Annotated in this window: 12 protein-coding genes and 1 tRNA gene; 4 read left to right on the plus strand and 9 right to left on the minus strand. The window is 59.6% G+C overall.

The features are described 5' to 3' along the window. Positions 1-45: 45 nt before the first annotated feature. The 7 genes from QEH54_RS10970 to QEH54_RS11000 all read right to left on the minus strand — a co-directional run bounded on the left by QEH54_RS10970 (position 46) and on the right by QEH54_RS11000 (position 9,026). Positions 46-3,483, minus strand: a complete 3,438-nt coding sequence (locus tag QEH54_RS10970; RefSeq protein WP_309018719.1) for an ATP-binding protein — start codon at positions 3,481-3,483, stop codon at positions 46-48. A gap of 64 nt (positions 3,484-3,547) precedes the next feature. Then, the gene (locus tag QEH54_RS10975) at positions 3,548-5,032 is read right to left on the minus strand and encodes a carboxypeptidase M32 (RefSeq protein WP_309018720.1); all 1,485 of its coding nucleotides are present in this window, start codon (positions 5,030-5,032) and stop codon (positions 3,548-3,550) included. A gap of 99 nt (positions 5,033-5,131) precedes the next feature. Then, entirely contained in the window at positions 5,132-5,725 is a 594-nt protein-coding gene (locus QEH54_RS10980; protein ID WP_309018721.1) for a hypothetical protein, read from the minus strand. Between the two features lie 162 nt (positions 5,726-5,887). Beyond that, positions 5,888-7,159, minus strand: a complete 1,272-nt coding sequence (locus QEH54_RS10985) for an NAD(P)/FAD-dependent oxidoreductase (RefSeq protein WP_309018722.1) — start codon at positions 7,157-7,159, stop codon at positions 5,888-5,890. A 64-nt stretch (positions 7,160-7,223) separates the two neighbouring features. Beyond that, positions 7,224-8,207: an adenosine kinase gene (locus QEH54_RS10990; RefSeq protein ID WP_309018723.1), complete on the minus strand. Its 984-nt coding sequence runs from the start codon at positions 8,205-8,207 to the stop codon at positions 7,224-7,226. A gap of 89 nt (positions 8,208-8,296) precedes the next feature. Then, positions 8,297-8,425: a hypothetical protein gene (locus QEH54_RS10995; protein ID WP_309018724.1), complete on the minus strand. Its 129-nt coding sequence runs from the start codon at positions 8,423-8,425 to the stop codon at positions 8,297-8,299. Between the two features lie 148 nt (positions 8,426-8,573). Further along, positions 8,574-9,026: a MerR family transcriptional regulator gene (locus tag QEH54_RS11000; RefSeq protein WP_309018725.1), complete on the minus strand. Its 453-nt coding sequence runs from the start codon at positions 9,024-9,026 to the stop codon at positions 8,574-8,576. 180 nt (positions 9,027-9,206) lie between these two features. Between QEH54_RS11000 and QEH54_RS11005 the strand changes: the two genes are divergently transcribed. From QEH54_RS11005 to QEH54_RS11015, 3 genes are read left to right on the plus strand one after another with little or no spacing between them, the layout of a single operon-like run. Further along, positions 9,207-9,404 carry a hypothetical protein gene (locus QEH54_RS11005; protein ID WP_309018726.1) on the plus strand — a complete coding sequence of 66 codons (198 nt, stop codon included), beginning with the start codon at positions 9,207-9,209 and terminating at the stop codon, positions 9,402-9,404. A gap of 38 nt (positions 9,405-9,442) precedes the next feature. Then, positions 9,443-11,074 (plus strand): CTP synthase, encoded by a 1,632-nt coding sequence (locus tag QEH54_RS11010; protein WP_309018727.1) that lies wholly within the window; start codon positions 9,443-9,445, stop codon positions 11,072-11,074. Positions 11,075-11,133: 59 nt separating this feature from the next. Continuing rightward, positions 11,134-12,738, plus strand: coding sequence for a beta-ketoacyl-ACP synthase 3 (locus tag QEH54_RS11015; RefSeq protein WP_309018728.1), 1,605 nt, complete (start codon positions 11,134-11,136; stop codon positions 12,736-12,738). Between the two features lie 52 nt (positions 12,739-12,790). On the opposite strand, the gene QEH54_RS11020 is transcribed toward QEH54_RS11015, so the two are convergent. Then, a complete protein-coding gene (locus tag QEH54_RS11020; protein WP_309018729.1) occupies positions 12,791-12,985 on the minus strand; it encodes a hypothetical protein in 195 nt (64 codons plus the stop codon). Between the two features lie 271 nt (positions 12,986-13,256). Beyond that, positions 13,257-14,015, minus strand: a complete 759-nt coding sequence (locus tag QEH54_RS11025; protein ID WP_309018730.1) for an RsmE family RNA methyltransferase — start codon at positions 14,013-14,015, stop codon at positions 13,257-13,259. Positions 14,016-14,604: 589 nt separating this feature from the next. Between QEH54_RS11025 and QEH54_RS11030 the strand changes: the two genes are divergently transcribed. Continuing rightward, a tRNA-Leu gene (locus QEH54_RS11030) sits at positions 14,605-14,689 on the plus strand. The last annotated feature ends 194 nt before the right edge of the window (positions 14,690-14,883 follow it).

Consider the following 14,883-nt stretch of genomic DNA (forward strand, 5'->3'; position numbering starts at 1 on the left):
CGCGAGGCCCTTCGGTGAAGGCGCGGATGCCCGGAGAGGCCTTCGCTAGGGGCGTTTCGGGGCATGACTGGCAGGCGGCTTCTGGGCTTTCAGAGGCAGATGGATGTTCGCCACGGCGCCTTTTCCCAGTCCTTCGCTATCGATTCTGAGGCGCCCGCCGAGGTTTTTGATGGTATTGGCGCAGCTGTGCAGGCCGAAGCCGTGTCCTTCGCTCTTTGTGGTGAAGCCGTGCGAGAAGAGTTTTTTCAAATGCTCCGAGGCGATGCCCAGGCCATTGTCCGCGATGCGGATTTCCACCTGTTCGGCGTCGGCAAGCTTGGAGAAGCCGATCGTGATCTCTCCCTGGTCCGGTCCGCGCTCGAGGATCGATTCCTTGGCGTTTTTGATGAGATTGATCAGCACTTCCAGCAGCTGATGCTTGTCCGATTCGATGGCAAGTTCCCCTGGATAGTCCTTGCGGATGGAAAGGCGCAGGGGATCGCTGTCGTCCAAGGTGATGGCTAGGGCGGAATCGAGCAGTTCGGAAACGTCGATCCGGCTGACGATCCCGATGGTTTTGGCGTGAGCTTGCTGGGCCGTGATGATGCGCTTGATGTGCTCGATGTTCTGGCCGATCTGTCGCAGCTCCAAGCTGAAGTCGCTCAACTCGTTGCCGAGCGCGTCGGCTAGCTTGTCGAGGTAGGCGGGCACCTGGACTCCCTTTTCGTCAGTGGTGAGGTATTCCGCGAGGTTTTCTCGATGGGCGTTGAGCATTTTGGAAACCTGTTTCAATCGTCCGATGCGGGATTTCTCCATGGAGCGAGAGAGATTGGACAGGCCGATGTTCACGCTGTTGAGTACGTTGCCGACGTTGTGCAGCACGTTGGTGGCGACCTCGGCCCGACCGGCGGTGCGGGCGGTCGCGAGCAGCTGGTCCTGGGCGCTGCGGAGCTGGTCGAGCGCGTCTGCCAGCTGGGATGCCTTACGGCTCAGCTCGTCGGACTGGCTGGCCAGCTCCTCGTTTTTGTTTTCCAGTTCCAGGTTCTTCGATTCGATCTCCTGAGTGCGCTCGGCCACCATGCCTTCGAGGCGGAGGTTTTGCCGTTTGAGGCGCTTGGAGTAGAGCTCGACCGAGATTTGCACGATGAGCAGCAGGATGACTAGATAAATGGCGTAGGCCAGGTAGGTCTGGTAGAACGGCGGCTTGATGCTGAAGGCGTAGCTGGTCCATGGGGAAACCTCGCCGTTTCCAAGTTGAGCCCGCACCTTGAAGGTATAGCTGCCGGGATTGAGATTGGTGTAGTAGACGCTGCTATCGCTGGTCCATTGGGTGTCGGAGCTCTCGCTCGACGCTCCTGTGAACCCCTCGAGTATGTATTGGAATTTTGGAGACCTAGTGCTGTAGGAGAACTTGTTGGCGACGTTGAAGGACAGGCTGTTCTGGCTGTAGTTGAAATCTCTGCTTTGCGGGGTCGAGCCCAGACCGATGGTGTTGAAGTGGATGGTGTCGTCCGAAGCGCTGCGAATTTGGGCGATGATGGTCTGCGGCGGGGGGGCGCTTGTCCGCGTCGCTGAAGGATCAGGTCGGTAGTGGAAGAATTCGAAGGAGGTCATGATGAGCGCCTCGCCTCCGTCGAAGGTGGTGAGAAACTCGAAGTAGGGCTCGCCGATTTCGGATAGGGCGTTTTCGTCGAGGCGGTAGCTTCCGTCGTCCTGCCGCCAATAGATGAGATTTTTCCCGCGAGCGGAAATCCACAGGTTTCCCTCCGGATCGGTGAAGGCTCGTTCGATGCCCATTTCGAAGTCGGGATCGATCTCCTGCATGAAGTTGGCATGCACGAATCGCCCAGTTTCCTGGTCCAGGGTGATGATTCCTTGGCTGTGGGTGTAGTAGGCCTTGCCCTGGTGCATCCAGATGGTGATCCACTCTTTCGCTGGCAGCCCGTCGTCCAGGGTGTAGACATCGAGCAGCAGGCGCTCGTCTTCGATGCGGACCCGGCCGGTATGATTGAACCCGTACTCCAGCCAGAGGTTTCCTTCGGCGTCCTCCTCCATGCGGTTGACGAATCCGACTGGGTTTGCCGCGCGGTCGAGCTCGATCAACTCGTCGCCGGCCTTGCGGTAGAGCACGATCTCCTTGCCATTTCCTCCCACCAGCAGGTCGGGGCGTCGGGCGGGTTCGACCAACCGGTCGAACTCGGCGCTGTCGGAGAGGGAGGTCAGCGTGTCGTTCGACCAGCGGAAGAGCCCGTCGTCGGCGGTGTTGATGTACATCCCGTCCGTTCCCACGGTGACCGACCAGACTTCGAAGTCCTGATCGGCGAGGACTTCTTCGAAGCCGCTGATGCGATCGTTTTCGTCGTAGTAGGCTCGGTAGAGCTTGTAGAAGCTGCGCACGTAGAGATCGCCTTCGAAGAGGTGCTGCGTGGCGTAGAAGAGGCTAGGCCGAAGGTGCTCGTCTATGGGGGTCAGCTCCGAATCGAGCAGGATCTTGGCGATGGAGGAGCTGAAGGTGGCCCAGATGGCTCCGGACTGATCGATGGTGATGGAGCGGGCGCTTTGGAATCGGTAGTCGATGGACTTGTCGAAGTGGTCCAGGGTGTTTCCGCTCTTGTCCAGCACGATGATGCCCCCGCCTAGGGTGGCGACGATGAGGCGACCGTTTTCCAACAGCTTTATTTCCCGCAGCAGGTATTCCGGTTTCGGATGAAAGTTCCGGTAGGCCGGCTCCAGCGTCTGCCCGTCCCAGCGGAATATGCCGCGCCGTTCGGAGGCCATGATGAGCGATCCGTCCTCGTCGACCTCGGTGGAGGAGATGGTGATTTCCCGCTGGTCGACGATGCTGGTGAGCTCGGGGATCGCGGGAACGAACTGCTTGTTTTCGTAGCGAAAGATCTCGTTGTTGTCCTTCACGATGTAGTAGACGCCCTCGAGGATGAATCCATTGGTGATCCATGTGTCGAAGGCGTGCACGTCCGCCTCTCCGGTTCGCGTATCGTAGCTGACGAAGTTTCTCCTTCCGCGGAAGTAGACGATGTCTCCGTGCTTGGTGATCGTCTCGAGCTTTTGCGTGATGTTCAGCTCTTCTGGGGGGGCGAGGTCGCGCAGAGCGACCTGGTTGTTCTCGTCGAGCGTCAGTTCGCAAATCTCGTTGTACCCGCTGGCGTAGACCGTTCCGTCCTGGTCCCAGTAGAGGGCGGTGATCTTCTTTTGGCCGCTGTTGTCGTACACCTTGTGCCAATCCGCCCCGTCGTAGAAGAAGAGCCAGCTCTGGTCGCAATAGTAGACATGCCCGTCTCGCGAGATCGCGATGAAGTTTGCCGTGGCGCTGCTGTCGAAGTCTCGTTCGGTATAGATTCGGTAGTCGGGTATGCCGCGAAAGTTATGCGGAGGAGGCTCGGCTTTCAGCAAACTGGCGAGGCAGCTCGCGAGCAGGAAGGCGAGCAGCGCCGTGACATGTGGCGAAACGCGGCGTAGGATAAGTTTGAATACGGGGTAGCTCACGGAAATGAGGGGAGTTTGCCCAAGGGGGTAGGCTGGGGTGCGGATCGGGCTCCGGCGCCCGGCGCTACTCGCGATAGAGCGGCAGGTAGCGTTCCTTGAGGTAGCGAATGAGGAATTTCGGGGAAAGGGAGGATCCAGTCGCCTTTTTGCTGAGCTCCAGCAAGTGGTAGCGGGCTCCGTGGCGATGCACGGCTTGGCCGAGCCAATCGAGCAGTCGTTTGAATTCGCCGCGGGCGAAATCGTCCTCCAAGCCGGGCAGCTGTTCGAGGGCGGTGTACCAGAGCTGAGCGGCGAGCATGTTGCCAAGGCAGTAGCTGGGGAAATAGCCGAAGGCTCCGCCAGACCAGTGCACGTCCTGCAGCACGCCCTCGGCGTCGTTCGCAGGCGTGATTCCGAGTAGCTCCTGGTATTGGGTATTCCAATACTCTGGAAGTTCGTTGACGCTCAGTTCGCCCGAGAAGAGTCGCCGTTCGATTTCGAATCGAACGATAACGTGCAGGTTGTAGGTCACCTCGTCCGCGTCCACGCGAATAGGGGTGCGGCCTACGGCATTGATGGCCAGGTAGAGATCGTCGGAGCTGATGGCTTCGAGCTGTTCGGGGAACGCTGTCCGGAGCTTCGGCTCGTAGTGTTTCCAGAAGCTGCGACTGCGGGAGACCTGGTTTTCCCAGAGTCGGCTTTGCGATTCGTGAACCCCCATGCCTGCCGCTTGACCCAAGGCGTTGTGCAGCGAGTCGAGCGGGAGCCCTTGCTCGTAGAGGCCGTGCCCCGTTTCGTGGATGGACGAGAAGAGCGAATCCAGAGGATTGTCTTCGTGAAACCGAGTGGTCATGCGGGTGTCCGCGCCGTTGCCGCTGCAAAACGGATGTAGGGAAATGTCGATACGTCCGCGTTTGTAGTTGAAACCCAATGACGATGTCACGTCTTCGAGAAACGCCTTCTGCTCAGGGATGGGAAATCCGCGAAAGATGTCGGGGCGAGCTTTTATGGGAGAGTCGAGGATTTCCTGCGCGAGCGGGGCCAGGTCTTCTTTGAGTTCGCTGAAAAGCCGATCGATGGTTGCGGCGTCGATCCCTGGGTCGTGCAGGTCGATCTGAAGGTCGTAAGGTCGCTCGCCCCAGCCCAGCGATTCGGCTCGCTCTTTGGCGAGGTCCACGTGGCGCTGGAGATAGGGGGCGAAGGATGCGAAGTCGTTGTTTTGTCGAGCTCTCGCCCAGGCGTGGTAGGCTTCGCTGCACAGGCGCGCATGGTTTTCCACCCAGGATGCTGGCAGTTTGGTGGCGCGATCGTACTCGATGCGGGCGTCGCGCAGAACCGGGTCCCCGCTCGGGTTCGGCGAGGCGTTTTCCAGGCGTTGGAGCAGCGTTTCGATTTCGGGATCCGTCTCCGCCGCATGCAGAACCTTGGCCATGGCGGCGCTTTGGTCCTGTCGCTGGTCCGAGCTGTCCGGCGGAAGGAATACCTGCTCGTCCCACTCCAGCAGGCCCGCCACGCTACGGAGGGCATGGATGTGTTTCTGTTTAGCGGATAGGGCTTGTCGGTCGCTCATCGAGGGGAGAATGGACGTGGCTCGTCTTCTGAAAAGGGAAGGAGCGTCGGCCCGTCCCCCTGACTTTTTTTTGGAGTATCCAGAGACTGGATGCAAACGCTACAGCTTGGGCATCAGTTCGCTTAGGCTGGATTTGCCGAGCAGCTTGAGAAGCTCGTCCGCGACCTGTTTGGCGACCGCGAGCTCCTTTTGGTACTTGGTTTGAAGGTCCTTGAGCTGTTCGAGGCTGGATGGGTTGAAATTGGATACGATGCTCTGCAGCGAGCCCAGGCTGCTTTGCAGTTCCGGCAGCTTGTTCTCGAAGGTGGTGACGGCGCTTTCCGGAAGCTTGTCCTTGAGCGACTCGTATTTGGACGTGAGCGATTCGAGCTGCGTTTCGATGGCCCGGTTGCTGGCCGCGTACTGGGCTTTGAGCTCTTCGGCTTGGGCGGCAAGCTCGGCTTTCATTTCCTCCTGCATCTTCGCTTTCTCGTCGGCCAGCTTGTCCTCCATCTCGGATTTGAGATTGGCGAGCTTGCCTTCGGACTCGGCTTTCATGGCTGCCATGTCCTGTTCGTGTTTCGCGTCGGACTCGGCGACGGCCTTTTGAGCGGCCGCGTCGGCGATGGCTTGGGTTTTGGCTTCTTCTTCTTCCTGATTGGAACACCCGAAGAGCAGGGTGGCGGCGAGGAGGGGGAGGAGGGGCTTAGTCAATGTGGTTCCTAGGTTCATAGAACCGCAATCGTGTCCGATCAGGGTTCTTGATCAAACGCTAAATAGGGATAGCCCCGCTTGGCGCGAAAAATTCCCGGGGATTTTCGCGGGAAGTAGCGACCAGCCGGCCTTCAAGCGGATTGGTCGCTGCCAGGTTTGCCGCTAATGCTCGGCGGCCGCTTGGCCGGCGATGCGGCCGGTGGTCCAGGCGGCTTGGAAGTTGAATCCGCCGGTGACGCCATCGATGTCTAGCGCTTCGCCTGCGAAATGGAGTCCTGGGCAATGCTTGCTTTGCATGGTCTTAAAATCCACGTCGCGCAGGTCGACGCCCCCGCAGGTGACGAACTCCTCTTTGTTCGTGCTCTTGCCGTCGACTTGCAGCTCGCTGCGCGTGATGCGCTCGACGAGCTGATTGAGTCCCTTCTTGGGGAGCTGAGCCCATTGGGTGTGCGACGGCAGCGAGGAGACTTCGAGCAGCCTTTCCCAAAAGCGTTTGGGGAAGTCGAAGGGATTGACGCTGGCGAGCGCCTTGCGGGCGTGCAGGCGCTTGGCCTCTTCGAGGGCGTCGCGGGCGCTCTCCGGATTGGAGTCGCCCAGCCAGTTGACCACGATGCGAAAGCGGTAGTCGAGCTGCTGAAAGGTTCGCGCCCCCCAGGCGGAGAGTTTGAGGATGCCCGGCCCGCTGAGCCCCCAGTGGGTGACGAGCACTGGGCCGGTTTGCTGGAGCTTGCTGTCCGAGTGGGTGACGGAGACGCGCGGCAGGCTGAGTCCAGCGAGATCGGTCAGGAGAGGGTCTTGGATGTTGAAGGTGAAAAGGGAGGGGGCGAGCTCGGTGATGCGGTTTCCAAGCCCGCTGGCGATGCGGTGCCCGATGTTGTTTTTGCCCCCGCCCGTGGCGAGGATGAGGCGATTGGCCTCGACGGTCTTTCCATTCGTCAGTTCGAGCCTAAAGGAATCGTCGTCTTGTCGAGCGACGTTGGACACCCCGGTTTTCAGGTGCAGGGAAACTCCCGCCCTATCGGCGGCTTTCTGCAGGCAGTCGATGATGGTCTGCGAATCGTCGGTAGTGGGAAACATGCGACCGTCGGCCTCGGTTTTCAGTTTCACCCCACGGCTTTCGAACCAGTCGATGGTGTCTTGCGGCTGCCAATGGAAGAAGGCGCCGCGCAGCTCGCGGGACCCGCGCGGGTAGAATCGGGCGAGCTCCTTCGGCTCGAAGCAATGGTGGGTGACGTTGCAGCGGCCGCCTCCCGAGATCGCGACCTTGGCTAAGACGCGCCGCGACTGCTCGAAGATGTGTACCGAGGCGGCTGGTTTCGCTTCGGCGGCGGTGATGGCGGCGAAGTAGCCTGCCGCCCCGCCGCCGATGACGGCTATGGAAGGCGACTGGTGTGCCGAGCGAATCGACTCTTGAGGCGCGCTGCGGCGAGACATGGCGAGATGGGAGGTGCGATCGGCTTGGGTCAGGCGTGGCGCGGCGGCCACGCCCTACCGGGATCTAGAGCAGGGCTTTGGCCTGGGCTTTGCTCAGGCGCGGACCAAATTTCGAAACGACGGCGGAGGAGGCTCGGCTGGCGAGGGCTCCGGCCTCGGCGTGGGAAAGGCCGTTGGTGATGCCGTAGAGGAAGGCGCCGGCGAACAGATCGCCGGCTCCATTGGTGTCGACGGCCTTGGTCGGCACCGGGGCGATCGGGATGCTTTGGCTCCCGTCCCAGACCAGAGCGCCTTTGGGTCCGAGGGTCATGACGAATTGCTTGGCGGAGGCCTTCAGGGCCTCGAAGGCCGCTTCTTCGCTATCGGCGCCAGTGAAGATCATTGCTTCCTCCTCGTTGCAGAAAAGCAGGTCCACGCCATCGCCGACTACCTCCTTCATGCCGTCGCCGAAGTACTTGACCATGGCGGGGTCGGAGAAGGTCAGGGCGACCTTCACGCCGCTTTGCTGGGCGATTGCCTTGGCGGATTTCATGGCCTCGCGGCCGTTGTCGCTGGTGACGAGGTAGCCTTCGATGTAGAGGTATTCGGAGTCGAGCAGGGCGCTGGTAGCGATGTTGTCTTCCGAGTAGCTGGCGGTGATGCCGAGGAAGGTGTTCATGGTGCGCTCCGCGTCCGCGGTGGTCATGACGAGACACTTGCCGGTGGTGCCCTGCGGGAGCTGACCGGAGATGAGATTGGTGTCCGCTCCATTGGCTTGCAGGTCGGCGATGTAGAATTCGCCGAGCTCGTCCTGGGCCACCTTGCAGCTGTAGAAGACGGAGGCCCCGAACTGGGCGGCCCCGATGACGGTGTTGGCGGCCGAGCCGCCGCATTGCTTGTCGGCGGCCAGCATATCGATGGCCGTGACCAATGCTGCTTGGCGCTCTTCGTCAACCAGGGTCATGACGCCCTTTTCGATGCCGTTGGTCGCGAAGAAGGCGTCATCGACTTCGGTGACGATGTCGACGAGCGCGTTGCCCATTCCGTAAATGTCGTATTTTTTTGCCATCGCGTTCGGTTGTGGGGAATCGACGGCGCTTGGCAACGGGGAAAGACGGCGGTTTTTGGGTTCCGCCGTCCGTATTGTCTGAGGCGCGACTAGCAGCAACAGCAGGAGCAATTGCCTTCGCCGCAGTCGCAGTCATTGGCACCCGTGCAGCAGGCGCTCGCCTGGGTTAGTTCCTCGATGGATTCTTCGCTGCCGGAGCAGTTATGTTGGTGTTTCATTTTTTTCCTTTGGTTGTGGTTTTCGTGACGTCCGGTTGTCCGGACAAAGCGGTAGCTCTGGCCGCGGAGGAGTCCGGGCCGATCTTACGTTTTTTTTAGGGGGGAGAGGCTTGGCGAGAGGTCGCTGAGGCGTGGGCAGGTCTAAATCTTAGCCGCAGCCGCAGCCGTTTCCCAGCTGGTCGATGTTTTCCATGATGTTGCAGTCGCAAGCCGCCTCCTCCAGCGGAGCGCAGCGTTTCACCCGCTCAAGCAAGGCCCGTTGTCGTTGCAAAGTCGCGATCTGCTGGTCGATCTCCTGGATCTTGACGGCCGCTTTTTCGCCCAGGCCGCGGCAGCCGGCGTCCTCCAGGTCGTGCAGTTCGAGCACGGCGGCGATCTCCTTCAGGGTGAAGCCCAGGTCTTTGGCTTTGGCGATGAAGGCCAGCCGGGCTACGTCCTCTTCGCGGTAGCGGCGGTAGTTGGAGCTGTCGCGGAAGGATGGGCGGATGAGGCCGCGCTGTTCGTAGTAGCGCAGGGTTTCGAAGTGAGTGGAGCTGCGTTTGGCGAGCTCGCCTCGAGTGAGGGGCATCCCGGTTTTCTCGGTCGTGGGGGCGGTCTTCATGATGGGCGAAGTCTAGGGCTTGTAGTAGGGCGCAAGGTCAAGCGGGACGGTGCAGCGGTTTGCCAAAAAAACGAACGAAATGCCCTCTCGCAGGCTGTGGAAGCAGCGATTTGGGAAAAGTGCAGGCAACTCGCATTAGGAGTTGATGCGTCGAGCCGCGCTCACCTAGAGTCGCCCTCCATGGCGCCAATCATCGACGAAATCCGAGGACTCTATGGACTTTACCCGTCCTGGCTCGTCACGACCTGCCTTGTCATCGTGGGGCTCGGTCTTGCTTGGCTTCTTTGGAAATTGATCCGTATCGGCATGGTGGTGATCGTCACCGTGCTGCTGCTGGCCATCGTCGGTTTCGCTGGCTGGATGATTTTGGGCGCCTGACGCGATGTAGTTGACCTCCTCCTTTTTATCTCATTCTCATGGCAGCCAAAGTGGAACAGAGTAAGGCAAAGAAATATATTTTCGTGACCGGGGGCGTGGTATCGTCGCTGGGCAAGGGTTTGACCGCCGCCTCCTTGGGCGCCTTGCTCGAGGAGCGAGGCACCACGGTGCGTATCCAGAAGTTCGATCCCTATCTGAACGTGGATCCGGGAACCATGAATCCCTTCCAGCATGGCGAGGTGTACGTGCTCGATGACGGGGCGGAGACCGATCTGGATCTCGGTCACTACGAACGCTTTACGTCCGGAAAGCTCAGTCAGTTCAACAACCTGACTTCGGGCCAGATCTACGAATCGGTGATTCAGAAGGAGCGTCGCGGCGAGTACCTGGGAAAGACCGTGCAGGTGATCCCGCATGTGACCAACGAGATCAAGGAACGCATCCGGGCGGCCAGCAAGGACGTGGATATCTTGATCACGGAAATCGGCGGGACGACGGGAGATATCGAAGGCCTGCCGTTTCTCGAAGCCATGCGCCAGTTCGCGCTCGAGGCGGGGCGCGAGAACGTGATGTTCATCCACGTGACGCTGCTGCCTTATTTGACGGCGGCCGGCGAGCTGAAGACCAAGCCAACCCAGCAGAGCGTGGCCAAGCTGCGCGAAATCGGCATCCAGCCGGACATCTTGGTGTGCCGCACCGAGCACCCGATCGACTCGGAGTTGCGCGAGAAGATGAGCCTTTTCTGCAACGTGCCGGCCAAGGCGGTGATCGAGGAGATCGACGTGGAATCGTCCATCTACGAGCTTCCTTTGATGCTGCATCGCGAGAAGCTGGACGATCTGGTGGTAGACCGTTTGCAGCTCGACGCTCCGCAGGCCAAGGACAGCATTTGGGTCGACATCGTTCGTCGACTGAAATCGCCTTCGAAACGCGTAACCATCGGCGTCGTCGGCAAGTACATCGAGCTGCAGGACGCCTATAAGTCGGTCTACGAATCCATCACGCACGCGGGCATCGCCAACGATTGCCATGTGAACATCAAGCGCATCGACGCGGAGTCGCTGGAAACGGCGGAAGGGCGTGAAATCCTGAAGAATCTCGACGGCATCCTGGTGCCGGGGGGCTTCGGGGACCGTGGCACGGAAGGCAAGATCGCCGCCGTGCGCTACGCCCGCGAAAACGGCGTGCCCTATTTCGGACTCTGTCTCGGGCTGCAGATCGCGGTGATCGAGTTTTGCCGAAACGTGCTGGGGCTCACCGAAGCGAACAGTTTGGAGTTTGACGAAGATACCAAGGATCCGGTCATCACTTTGATGGAGGAGCAGAAGTCGGTGGTCGACAAAGGCGCCACCATGCGGCTCGGCTCCTACGAATGCCGCGTGAAGAAGGGAACCAAGGCTTTTGCGGCCTACGGTCAGGAAATCGTGCGCGAACGCCATCGCCATCGCTACGAGTTCAACAACGACTATCTGGAGCAGGTGGAGGCCAAGGGCATGGTGATCAGCGGCGTCAATCCCAAGCGCAATCTGGTCGAGATGGTGGAGCTGAAGGATCATCCCTGGTTCCTCGCGGTCCAGTCGCACCCTGAGTTTCTGTCCAAGCCGAACAAGGCCCACCCGCTCTTCAGGGCGTTCGTGGAGGCTGCGATCCGCAAAGAAGAAGCTCGCTAAGGTTGCTTGAGTCTTCGCGACTCGTCCTTTTTCTATCCCTCGAACCTCATAAACGTATCATGACCTTTCAAATCGACGTTCCGATCCCCTCCATGGGAGCGACTGTCAATGAAATGACGCTGATCGATCTGTTGGTCGATGCGGGGAAGCGCATCGCCAAGGGCGAAAAGATCGCCGAGCTGGAAAGCGACAAATCCGTATTCGATTTCGAGGCGCCCTGCGATGGCGTCATCCGCCGCATCTTCTGCCGAGCGGGCGACATCATCGAAGTGGGGACTCCGTTTCTCCGTATTGAGACGGATGATACATCGATGGGGCACATGAAGGTGGAGGATTCGGAGGTGCAGGAGGCGCCCGCGGCGAAATCCGCTCCTGCGGCGTCGGACCCTAAAACCTCGACCGGCTTGCGGGAGATCGCGCCCGCGACGCCCGCGGCTTCGGCCGCAGCTTCGGCCCCATCGTCCGCTGAGCACTCCAGCATTCGTTGGACGCCTAGGGCGAAAAAGCTGGCCTTGGAGCGTGGTGTAAATCCGGATACAATCACCGACATCGTCGGTACAGGTCCGGGCTCCCGCGTTACGGGCGAAGATATTACAGCCTATCTGGACACCCAATCTGCAGCCGAGACGAACGCGTCCGCTCTGCCTGTCTCCAGCGAGGCCATAGGTGGGGAATCGGCTTCTCGCACGGTGCGGGTCGCGGGCATCGGCTACGCGGTGCCTAAGAACATTCGCTCCAACGCGGAGATTCTGAAGCAGTTTCCGGGCAAGACCGAAGACGAGATCGTCAAGGTGACCGGCATCCAGCAACGCTACGTGATCGAGGAGGGCGAGTCGGCCACCAGCTTGGCCAGTTCCGCCACGCGCGACGCCCTGGCGATGGCGGAGTTGGACGTTTGCGACATCGATGCGGTGGTGGTGGCGACCTTGCTGCCGGATCAGCCGGTACCCGGCGCTGCGAGCGCCTTGGCTAAGAAGCTGGGCATCGAAAAGGCGCTGGCCTTCGACTTGAACGCGGCGTGTTCCGGCTGGCTCTACGCGCTCGAAGTCGGCCGCAGTCTCATCCTCGGCGGCACCGCGAAGAACATCCTGGTGGTCACGGCTGAAATCCTCTCGCGCATCACCAATCCGAAGGATCACGAGACGGCCTTTCTTTTTGGCGACGGCGCTGGCGCGGCTATCCTGACCCCGCAGTCAGGTGGACATCGTTTGAATCGTTTGGAGCTCAGCGGCGACGCTCGCTACACCGACGCCATTTCCCGGGCTGGCGGCGGAGCGCTCAACCCGATGCCTAAACCCGGCGATGACTTGGATCCGTTCTATCTGAAGATGGATGGCGGCGTGGTGTTCAAACGGGCGGTGCTGGCGTTTTCCAACATCATCGAGAGCGCTCTGGAGCGCCATGGTCTGACGCCCGACGAGGTTTCCTGGGTGGTGCCGCACCAGGCCAATGCTCGTATCCTGCGGGCCGTGAGCAAGCGCGTCGGCATCCCTTACGAAAAATTCGTGGTGACCATCAACAAGTACGGCAATACTTCGGCAGCTTCCGTTTCCATGGCCCTTGGTTGGGCGGCCAAAGAGGAGATTTTCGAAGAAGGAGACAAGATCATCTTCTGCTCCGTGGGTGCCGGATTCACCTACGCGGGTGGTTTGATGACCTGGTAGAGACCTTGGCGGATGCCTCCGGTCGGAGCGGCTCCTTTGGGTGTTAGGCAGCCTATTCGTTGGCTCCCGACGCTAGCTTTCGGCAGAGGCGTCGCAGCACTTGGAAGGAAGCGATGGCGATCAGAATGGCGCCGATGGCGATGAGTCCCGTTTCGGCGCCCAGCCAGCCGCCAAGCGACGCTTCGGATGCCCCGGTTTCCCGATAGGAGCCGGTTTGAATGAGACTTTCGGATGCTTCGCTGTTCATCTGTAGTTGCGGGTGAGTCGGTCGGCGGATCGTCCGACCGTGTTGGCGGTCCAAACTCTCGTTTCGGACGATCCGATTTCTAGGTAGCTAAGCTCATGCCAACATTGAGCGTCATCGCTTTTACGTTTCGCCATCAGCGGCTTAGAGATTTGCGCTTGTTTTCCGCGAAACGAAAAAGCGTAAGCAGACTTAACAGCTTGCAAGGAAAGCCGACATGATTGGGGCATGGGGAAATTCGACGGGAGCTCCGTCAGGGAAACGCTGATGGGCGCTAGCTCGTGGTAAGCTCGTACTGAGTAATGCTGAGGGCGTATTGAGCGGCGGTTTCGCACCGCATTACGTGGGGGCCGAGCGTGGTAGGAAGAAACCCGCAGGAGAGGGCGAGTTGCGTCTCGTCTGGCGTGAAGTCGCCTTCCGGCCCCACGAGCCAGATGACGCTGCGTGGCTTTTGTCCACCGTTTTTTTCCAGGCTGCGCTGCCAATGCGTTTTCAGCGACGCGGCGCCTGGGGCGAGGCTGGCGATAAGCTTGAGTTCGAACTGGGCCGCATTTTCTAGAAAGGAGGAAAAGTCCTGCAAGGGCTCGATACGCATGAGGAAGGGATTTCCGCTCTGCTTCGCTCCTTCCAGAGTGGCCGCTTCCCATTTCTGGTTTTTTGTCTCCTGTCGCTTCCCTTCGATTCGGCTTTCGGTGTGGCTTGTGAGAATCGGGTACAGCTGCTGCGTGCCGATCTCGGTCGCTTTCCGGATGATGCTTTCCATCAGTTTGCCTTTGGGCACCGCTTGAGCGAGAGCCAAGGTATGCTCGGGAGGGGCGAACTGGTGCGCGTGTTCGATCTGAAGCCGTGCTTTGCGCTTGTTGGCGTCGACCAGACGGGCGTCCCATTCGTGTCCGGCGCCGTCGAAGACGCGCACGGGATCTCCCTTTCGCGCTCGGTTCGCCGCTACCAGATGGTTGGATTCCTCGGGGGAAAGGAGGATGGAATCGCCCTGAATCCACTCGATTTGGCAGAAGCATCGATAGTCTGGCATGAGAAAACCTATCGGGAGGTGGACGCTTGCTGACAAATAGAAAAGACGCCACTTTCGCGGCGCCTTTCCTAACTTATCAAACTACAAACCAGAATCTATAAATACTTTATCTACCTCTTGGGGGGATAGGCGCGCCCGGCATGGATTCGTTCAAAAAAAAGAGGGGTTTTGAGAAAAAAAGCAGGGGTCTCACAGCGACGCGTTGCCAGAAGGATGCCGAAATGCGGACGCAAAAAGAGCGCCGCTTAGCGGCGCCCTTTTCGACTTATCAAACTACAAACTAGATACAAAAAAATGAACAAACCCTTATTTATCCTGCAGTGATAGACGAGGTGGGGGGCAAAGCGTTCAAAGTTTTGAGCTTCTTTTTTCGAAGCTCTTCGGATGTTTTGTAACATGTTGATTCCCAGTCTGAAATGAATGAGGAAATGTCGCATTGGACGGCGCGAGCCGAAGATCTCCATGGAAAATGTCGAAAAGTTCGGCGGATCCGAAGCCCGTTTTATTCCGCCAATTTGGCTTGCATCGGATGGTGAGAGAAGCAATACACCCCACTTCATTTTCGCACGCGCGAGCGTGCAGCTGGAATGCCCAGGTGGCGGAATTGGTAGACGCGCCTGACTCAAAATCAGGTTTCTTCGGAAGTGAGGGTTCGAGTCCCTCCCTGGGCACCACGTTCGGCAGTTCGCACGTGCAAGAAGGAGAGTCGTGTTTCGCGAGACTCGGCTCCGCGAGGGACGAAGAATCCCGAAAGAGGGTTTGACGGAGCGAGTGTTCTGGCGAGCGCAGAAGGGGCGGCGTGAGCCGGTCCGCAGGACTTGCGACGTGAAGGAGCAACCCAGTCCCTCCCTGGGCACCACGTTCGGCA

It is taken from the genome of Pelagicoccus sp. SDUM812003, from assembly GCF_031127815.1.
Taxonomy (GTDB): Bacteria; Verrucomicrobiota; Verrucomicrobiia; order Opitutales; family Opitutaceae; genus Pelagicoccus.

Excerpts from the sequence above, each read along its gene's own strand:
- QEH54_RS10985 (WP_309018722.1), bottom strand. The coding sequence starts at position 7,159 with ATGTCTCGCCGCAGCGCGCCTCAAGAGTCGATTCGCTCGGCACACCAG.
- QEH54_RS11015 (WP_309018728.1), top strand. The coding sequence starts at position 11,134 with ATGACCTTTCAAATCGACGTTCCGATCCCCTCCATGGGAGCGACTGTC.
- QEH54_RS10995 (WP_309018724.1), bottom strand. The coding sequence starts at position 8,425 with ATGAAACACCAACATAACTGCTCCGGCAGCGAAGAATCCATCGAGGAA.
- QEH54_RS10975 (WP_309018720.1), bottom strand. The coding sequence starts at position 5,032 with ATGAGCGACCGACAAGCCCTATCCGCTAAACAGAAACACATCCATGCC.
- QEH54_RS11025 (WP_309018730.1), bottom strand. The coding sequence starts at position 14,015 with ATGCCAGACTATCGATGCTTCTGCCAAATCGAGTGGATTCAGGGCGAT.
- QEH54_RS10990 (WP_309018723.1), bottom strand. The coding sequence starts at position 8,207 with ATGGCAAAAAAATACGACATTTACGGAATGGGCAACGCGCTCGTCGAC.
- QEH54_RS11020 (WP_309018729.1), bottom strand. The coding sequence starts at position 12,985 with ATGAACAGCGAAGCATCCGAAAGTCTCATTCAAACCGGCTCCTATCGG.
- QEH54_RS11000 (WP_309018725.1), bottom strand. The coding sequence starts at position 9,026 with ATGAAGACCGCCCCCACGACCGAGAAAACCGGGATGCCCCTCACTCGA.
- QEH54_RS11005 (WP_309018726.1), top strand. The coding sequence starts at position 9,207 with ATGGCGCCAATCATCGACGAAATCCGAGGACTCTATGGACTTTACCCG.
- QEH54_RS11010 (WP_309018727.1), top strand. The coding sequence starts at position 9,443 with ATGGCAGCCAAAGTGGAACAGAGTAAGGCAAAGAAATATATTTTCGTG.